The 7,072-nt window shown below is 65.7% G+C and carries 7 protein-coding genes; 4 read left to right on the forward strand and 3 right to left on the reverse strand.

All coding sequences use genetic code 11. The features are described from left to right. Positions 1-737 (forward strand): hypothetical protein (locus B7Z66_15535; GenBank protein ID OYV74707.1); only part of this gene is annotated, 737 nt, incomplete at its 5' end. A 203-nt stretch (positions 738-940) separates the two neighbouring features. Next, entirely contained in the window at positions 941-1,825 is an 885-nt protein-coding gene (locus tag B7Z66_15540) for a hypothetical protein (protein ID OYV74708.1), read from the forward strand. A gap of 30 nt (positions 1,826-1,855) precedes the next feature. On the opposite strand, the gene B7Z66_15545 is transcribed toward B7Z66_15540, so the two are convergent. Beyond that, a complete protein-coding gene (locus B7Z66_15545) occupies positions 1,856-2,068 on the reverse strand; it encodes a hypothetical protein (GenBank protein ID OYV74709.1) in 213 nt (70 codons plus the stop codon). Between the two features lie 52 nt (positions 2,069-2,120). Here B7Z66_15545 and B7Z66_15550 point away from each other — a divergent pair, with 52 nt between their 5' ends. Next, entirely contained in the window at positions 2,121-2,393 is a 273-nt protein-coding gene (locus B7Z66_15550) for a hypothetical protein (GenBank protein ID OYV74710.1), read from the forward strand. A 22-nt stretch (positions 2,394-2,415) separates the two neighbouring features. On the opposite strand, the gene B7Z66_15555 is transcribed toward B7Z66_15550, so the two are convergent. Both B7Z66_15555 and B7Z66_15560 read right to left on the reverse strand, forming a co-directional pair. Beyond that, on the reverse strand, positions 2,416-6,375 hold the full coding sequence (locus B7Z66_15555; GenBank protein OYV74711.1) for a hypothetical protein: 3,960 nt from the start codon (positions 6,373-6,375) through the stop codon (positions 2,416-2,418). Between the two features lie 136 nt (positions 6,376-6,511). Beyond that, a complete protein-coding gene (locus tag B7Z66_15560) occupies positions 6,512-6,724 on the reverse strand; it encodes a hypothetical protein (protein OYV74712.1) in 213 nt (70 codons plus the stop codon). Between B7Z66_15560 and B7Z66_15565 the strand changes: the two genes are divergently transcribed. Further along, a complete protein-coding gene (locus tag B7Z66_15565) occupies positions 6,723-6,956 on the forward strand; it encodes a hypothetical protein (GenBank protein ID OYV74713.1) in 234 nt (77 codons plus the stop codon). The two genes, B7Z66_15560 and B7Z66_15565, sit on opposite strands and share 2 nt — an antisense overlap. The last annotated feature ends 116 nt before the right edge of the window (positions 6,957-7,072 follow it).

A 7,072-nucleotide genomic window follows, 5' to 3' on the forward strand; every position in this document is an offset into this window, starting at 1 on the left:
CGTCCCAGGAGACCGCGCGCTCATGGGCTTGGGCGTGGGACTGCGTCCTGGCCATCAAGCACCATCCCGACGTCCGCGGCCCCCGCGGGCTGTACAACCAAATGTACTGCGGCGCGTTGTCCAAGGTCTCAGACGCCGACGCCAACATCGGCAAGGGTCGGGTCAGCAACGAAATGACCGCCACGAGCATCGTTGCCCTGTTAAATGGGGTCGACGGCAATGTCGACGCGTTCGAGCATTGGTGCAAGTTCCGCCCCCTGTCTTCCAACGAGCTCGTGCGCTTCTTGGTGCTCGCCGGCATCGCCGCATTGAAAACGCGTATCGACATGCCCATGCAGCTGAGGGTCCACGTCATGTCCTGCATCGAGAGGCTCGACGCGGGTGGCCCTGCCTCCTCCACGAGGACCTTCGCCCGCATCCAGAGGCGCATCGACACAGTCGCAAACCGAATCCGCGCAGACGAGGCCCGGCGCATCGAACTGGCGCACGCTGAGGTCACGGAGTTGAACAACCGCAGACTCATCGGCGAGAGCGAGAGCGAGAGCGAGAGCGACAACCCGAACGTCGTCAATGTCGAGTGCGCAGAGTGTCCGGTCTGCTACGGTCGTAGGATCGATGGGGTCGGGTCGAACAATTGCATTCACACGGTGTGCCTAGGCTGCTACGTCGCGTGGGCCCGCAACTGCAGAGCGACCGGTCGCGACCCGACGTGCCCCATGTGCCGCAAGCCGTTCTGAGCAGTAGAAATAGAAGTAGCGCACAGTAGTTTGAACCAGTAGTCAGTACCAGTAGAGATAGCAAAAATCACCCACCCTTTTTTCTCGCGGCCACAAGGTGGAGTACGTCGGGGCGCACCATTTTACGGCACTTACCGTCGTGCCGTACCACACACACTATCACCACGTCTTCCTTTCAAAACCGACAATAAAAAACAAACGGGATGCTCAAGCTCATCTGCAACGACGGGACCAACGCTGCTGTCAAGCTGGACGCTTCTTCTCGCGCGTTCGAGGCATCCGAGGTCGGCCACATGATCCACACGGTCGTGTCCGTGTTCCTGCTGGACGGGAACAGGACGGATCCCGTAGAGATCCCCATGCCCGAGCTGAAGACCGCGGATCCTTACGCGGCGCCTCTCGTGGCTTTCCTCGAGGGACGCTTCGACGTCTCTGGCGCCCTCCTGTCCTCGCCCGAGGCCGTCCGGGCGTGCTACGAGGCGGCCAACGAGCGCCTTGGCGCGGCGGGTCTGGTCGCCGCAGTCGAGCGACACGTCGTGGCCCTGCTCGACGAGGGCCTCACGGTGCCTCCCGCGCTGCGCGGCCACCCGCGCATCGAGGCGCTCGCCAGCAACAACAATGGCGGCAGGATCGGATGCCTTTTGACCCACGAGGCGCTCCGCCTCGCGGTCCGTGGGCACTCGATGCTTCTCCTCGTGCTCCGCGGCGGGACCCGCGCGGTGACGGTCTTCAACCTCGCCCACACGGGCAACCTGCACCTGCCCTTCGACGCCGCTGCAGGCGTGCATTTCGGCGGCAAGGATTACCTCGAGTACCAGCTGGGCCGCGGCCACGCGCTGGACGACGCCGACGCGCGCATCGACGCGGCCACGGGTATCCCCGGGTCTGCGACGGGCTGCGGCGTCCTCGTCTTCGCGGGGAGCGGCAAGGCCGACGAGCTCGTCGACGACGACAAAATGGGGCTCCTGGAGCCCGAGTTCGTGATCAATCCGCCGTTCCGCATGCACGAGATCGACGCGGTCGTCGGCTTCAAGCCGACCGAGGTCGTGTACACCCGCGACGTCGTCTGGAAGCACGTTGTCATGTGATAGGGCGATGATGATGATTGTTTTTGCTTGTCAAGCCCAGTTCATCAAATGTTGCAGAGCTTGAAACTCCCGCCAGCCTCCGTCCCACCCTCGGGCCTTGATCTCCGCGAGGTCCGAAGGGGTTGGAATTGGGACGGTGCGGCCGATGTAATGCTTCTTGTAGCGCACGTACTCGCTCTCGTCTAGGCCGCAACCGTCCAGATGCGACAACGGCGGGAAGTCGGAATCCGTCAACACGTCCATTCAGTGCGTTTATCAGAACATCCATGAGTTTTTTCCGTAAGAAACGTAAAACATGTCTCGCGTCACGATCGAACCGCCCACCGTCTTCTCCGGGGACGAGGTGTACAAACTCTCTGCGTTCCTCACGAAAGCGCAGTGGGATGCGATCTCCGCGTGGTCTGACACAATACCGTCACAATACCGTTCCCCTGAAAGTGGGCCGTGGCTTTCCATGTGGCTCCGAACCGACAAGGTGGACGAGTACAGACAGGCCATGGCGGAGATTACGGAGGACGTCAAGAGGGGCGGTCAGATCGTGTACACCGCTTCTGACGCAAGGAAATGAACGTCGGTCGTCGTCGTTCAGTTCAGTCCGACTCCTCGTCCAACGACTCGTCCCCGAAGTCCTCGCCGTCCCTTTTAACTCGTTCGTCGCCTTCTTCCTCTGCCTCGTCGAAAGAGTACTCCGAGTCGTATTCTTCTTCTTCTTCTTGATCTTCTTCTTCTCCTTCGCGCATCGCCTCTTCGACGTCGAACCAGCGCTCGCCGCCGTCCCCCTCGACCCGCAGCAGCGTGCCGACGGACATCGAGGCGAGCTCCTGCTGCAGCAGCTTGAAAGCGTACGGCATCTCGACCGCGGCGAACCTCGGGGGGCCGCCCATGACGCCGGCGCCCGGCAGGGCGCGCAGGACGTCGGCCTTGGCGTCCGCGGTCGCCGAGGCGCGCGCGACGAGCGCGTGCTCGCCCTCGTCCGCGTCGACGATCGCGCGGTATCGGTCGCTGCGGTCCGAGAAGGACTCCTTGAGGAAGCCGGAGACGCCGTGGGCGAGCAGCACGTTCTGCTCCATCTCGCCGATGCGCAGGCCGCCGGAGCCGGAGCCGGGCTGCTTGACCGGCTGGCGCGTGATCGCGCCCACGGGACCGCGCAGGCGCGTCTGCATCTTGTCGGCGACCATGTGCTTCAGGCGGCCGTAGTGGTTGACGCCGACGTACACGTCGACCTGCATCATCTCGCCGGTCCGACCGTTGTGCAGGATCTCCTCGCCGGACTTGTGCAGCCCGAGGCGGCCAAGCACCGAGGCGGCCTCGGCGACCGGGTCGCCGCGCGGCTCCTCGACCGAGTTGACGTTGTAGCGCGCGCCGGAGCACCCCGCGGCCTTGGCGAGGACGAGCTCGATGATGTGGGAAACGGTGCTGCGAGAGGGAAGACCGTGGGGGTTGAAGACGATGTCGGGGACCTGGCCCGAGCCCGCGCAGAACGGCATGTCGGTCCCCGGGAGCATCATGCCGATCACGCCCTTCTGGGCGAAGCGAGAGGCGAGCTTGTCGCCGAGCGTGGGCTCGCGGTGCTGGCGCATGCGGACCTTGCAGCAACGGGCCTGGCCGCCGAGGGGAGAGGGATACACGGCCACGCGGTCGACGACGCCGGACGTCTTGCGCGTGGCCACGACGCTCCTGTCCGCCAGATGGATGACGTGATCTGAGGCTGATGCTGCTGATGCTGATGCGCCTGCGACCGCGTCGTCCTGGACTCTGCGCTTGAGGACCTCGACGCGGCCGAGGACGACGTCGCCCTCGCGGATCTCCGAATCGTTCTCGGGGAGGCCGTCGGGACCGAGCGACGCGTAGGAAGCGGCCATGCGCCTGCCGCCCGACTCGACCTCGGCGGCGTCGCCGGCGGCCTCGACGGCGTGGGGGTTGGCGAAAGCGATGACGGGGGCGTCGATGCCGTCTCCGGCGCTCTCCTCGTACCGGTGCGACTCGTAGTGCGTCATGTGGAACCGGCCGCGGCCGACCGAGTCGCGGTTGATCAGCATCGAGTCCTCCATGTTGTACCCCGTGTAGGTGCACACCGCGACCACGATGTTCTCGCCCTGGGCCCACTGGCCGCCGCACAGGGCGTCCGCGAACCCGGTGCCGACAAGGGGACGCTGGGGGTGGTGAAGGACGTAGCCGAGCGTGTCGAACCGAGTGCGGTAAGCGGTCGAGTAGGTGCCGATGGCCTGCTTGAACTGGGCCATGCCGAGGTTGTTACGGGACGCCAGGTTGTGGTGCATCATCGGGAAAGTGTTGGCGGAAAGGCCGAGCATGCCCGCGCCAACGTGCAGCTCGCAGTGCGTCGGCGGACGGAGCCCGCGCTGAGACGTGGTCGCGGTCGTGGTAGCAGGATCGACGGAGAGGAGGTCGGACGGACGCATCGCGACGAGGAGGGTGCGCAGCTCCTCGACGTCGATCAGCTCGAGCGCGGGGCTCGCGGAGGGACTCGCGGAAGTAAGGAGGTCGCCCTTCCAGGAGAGGAGGCGACTGCGGCGGTCGCGCTTGCGGGCCGCGGAGGCGACGGCCTCGAGCAAAAGAGTCTGGCCAGAAGGGTCCACGACGCACAGGGGGCGGAGGAAGCGACCGCGGTCGGTGTGCACGTGGAGCTCGCCGGTCTGCACGGACCAGGCGACGGAGGTCTCGGGGTGCAGGAGGCCCTTGCGACGCAGGCCGCGAAGGTGATCAACGAGCGCGGGAGGGTCGTACGTGGCGTGAGTCCACGTGTCGTTGACGAGAACCTTGCACACGCCACGGAGAGGACGGATGTCGGAACCGAGCACGTCGGTCAGGACGTCGATGGACACGACGGTGGAACCCCCGAAAGCGTCGATCGCCGCGCGCGCGCCGGAACCGTCGGAATCGCCCACGCCCATGCTGAGCGTCGAGAGCGTGGCCAGGTGGTTGAGCAGACCGACGTTGGGCCCGTCCGGGCTCTCGACCGGGCAGATGGCGCCCCAGTGAGAGGCGCGGAGCTCGTGCGGGGCCGCCATCTTCACCGAGCGGTCGACCGGGTTGTTCAGGCGGCGCACGTGCGACACGTACGACGAGTAGGAGATCCGCGTCAGGTCCTGCACCATGCCGTCCGTCCCGTCGCCGCCGGACTCGGACTCGGGGTCTGGCTCCTCGTCGGGGCCCCAGTCGCCCTTCATCGACCGACGGATACGCTCGGTGAGCATGCCGCTCTCGAAGATGGCGCCGAGGTTGGCGACGTTGACGAGCTTGCTCACGTCGCCGCTCGTGCGCCAGGCGCCGCTCTGCCACTCGCCCGAGAGGCGGTTGATGCTCTGGCGGCGGACGCGGAGGAACACGTCGCGGAACAGGTCGTCGAGCAGGAAGCCGCTGAGGTCGAGGCGCTTGTTCACGTAGTCGTCGCGGTCGGAGACCGGGGCCTTGCCGAGGGCGGCGAGGACGACCGTGCGGACGGCGGCGCCGAGGAAGAGGGCCTTGACGCGGAAGTCCTTGCTGGCCACGTTGGGGAAAAGGTCCTCGGTCAGCACCTGCTTGATCGAGTCCGTGGGACGGATGAGGGGAGAGAGGAGCGCGTGGGCGCTGCGCTGGTCGGTCGCGCCGAGCTTGGCGGCGTGGATCGCGCTCGAACGGAGGAACTCGACGACGTCCGACTCCTCGGGGGCGTCGACGTCGTAGACGACGTGCTGCATGATCGCCTTGTCGCTCTCGACGCCCAGCGCGCGGAACAGGACGAACAGGGGGACCTCGCCGCGGATCGCCTGGCCCGGGCCGGTGTTGGAGCGGACGTTACCGAGGTGGGTCACGATGACCGTGATGGAGTTGGGACGGGTCGGCCACGTGGGAGAGCGGACGTAGAAGGTGGTCGTACGCGGGAAGCTGTCCTCGGGAGAGTCGCAGCGGACGTAGGCGATGAAAGCGGTGTCGGGCTTGCTGGACTCGCCCTTCCGAACGTAGGTCCTGTTGTTCACGAGCGACTCGCGGGCGATGATCACCTTCTCCTTGCCGTCGACGACGAAGTAGCCGCCGCGGTCGTTCGGGCACTCGCCCGCGAGGCGCAAGGCCTCGCGGGACAGGCCGTGGAGCAGGCAGTGGCGGCTGTGCAGCATCAAGGGGATCTGGCCGAGGCAGACCGGGCGGTCGAACGGGACCTCGGCGATCAGGTCGCCCGAGGACGCGTCGCGGTACTCGACGCGGACGTCCGCGTAGACGTTGACGGCGTACGTCAGGTCGCGCAGGCGCGCCTCGTTCGGGAGCAGCGGACGCGCGGAGGACGAGTCGGACACGTTGGGCATGTCGACCTTGACCTCGCGGGATCCGATGAACACGTCGACCTTTACCTTCTTGCCCGAGCCGGGGGGGTGCTCCTGCAGGAGCGTGATCGGCTTCATGTTGCGGAGCGTCCTGGCCAGGCCGCCGCCGATGAAGCGGTCGTACGAATCGATGTGGTGGCGCGTCATGAAGTACGGGTCGTCGCGGAACATCGCGGAGAGCGCGTCCCACGCGTCCCGGAGGTGGCTCCCGTCGCGCTCTCTGCCGGCCATGGATCAACTAAACTAAACTCCGCTCAGAGAAATGTGGCGCGCGATGCGCCGCGTGTCACGTTTTTTTGTAACAAACAGTAAGCATCGGCATCGGCATGCAGAAGACCAAGACCGCCTCGTCTGGCTCTTGCTGCTCTTACACGGCCACCGGACGGTACGAGTGCGCCCAATCTCGCATCGACCACTTCATCTCCGACAGCTCGACCTGCTGGAGCGACGGGTGCCCGCTGGGCAGCACCTGCCGGACGACCGTGGACTGCCAGGGGACGCTCGAGTGCGTGGACAGCGTGTGCGTGTCCTCTTTCGCCGGAGGGGGCTGCTCGTCTCCGCGCGAGTGCGCCTCCGGCATGAGCTGCTCGGACGGCAAGTGCGTCACGCAGTTCTCCTCCGACGCCGCCTCCCCCACCCCCTACGCGAACCTGGCGTGCTGGGCCACCGGCTGCGACGAAGGTTACGCTTGCCGCGACTCGAAAGACTGCGCGACCGGCATGCTCTGCGACCAGAAAGTCTGCAAGGCTTCCACCGGCCGGCCCGCTTACACGAGCGACTACAACACCAGCGACTACAACAACGACTACTGACGCCGTGGTACGGGAATTTTACACCCAGTGTCAAAATATGATCCGGACGGGCCACGGCGACCATTCCAAAAATCTTGACCAAATGTAGGATCCAATATGCCTGCAAAAAGGGTGTA

This window comes from Chromatiales bacterium 21-64-14, assembly GCA_002255365.1.
Taxonomy (GTDB): domain Bacteria; phylum Pseudomonadota; class Gammaproteobacteria; order 21-64-14; family 21-64-14; genus 21-64-14.

What these genes read in the sequence shown, in the direction of transcription:
- B7Z66_15560 (OYV74712.1), bottom strand. Translation starts at nt 6,724, where the DNA reads ATGCCGGAGGCGCACTCGCGCGGAGACGAGCAGCCCCCTCCGGCGAAA.
- B7Z66_15555 (OYV74711.1), bottom strand. Translation starts at nt 6,375, where the DNA reads ATGGCCGGCAGAGAGCGCGACGGGAGCCACCTCCGGGACGCGTGGGAC.
- B7Z66_15540 (OYV74708.1), top strand. Translation starts at nt 941, where the DNA reads ATGCTCAAGCTCATCTGCAACGACGGGACCAACGCTGCTGTCAAGCTG.
- B7Z66_15550 (OYV74710.1), top strand. Translation starts at nt 2,121, where the DNA reads ATGTCTCGCGTCACGATCGAACCGCCCACCGTCTTCTCCGGGGACGAG.
- B7Z66_15565 (OYV74713.1), top strand. Translation starts at nt 6,723, where the DNA reads ATGAGCTGCTCGGACGGCAAGTGCGTCACGCAGTTCTCCTCCGACGCC.
- B7Z66_15545 (OYV74709.1), bottom strand. Translation starts at nt 2,068, where the DNA reads ATGGACGTGTTGACGGATTCCGACTTCCCGCCGTTGTCGCATCTGGAC.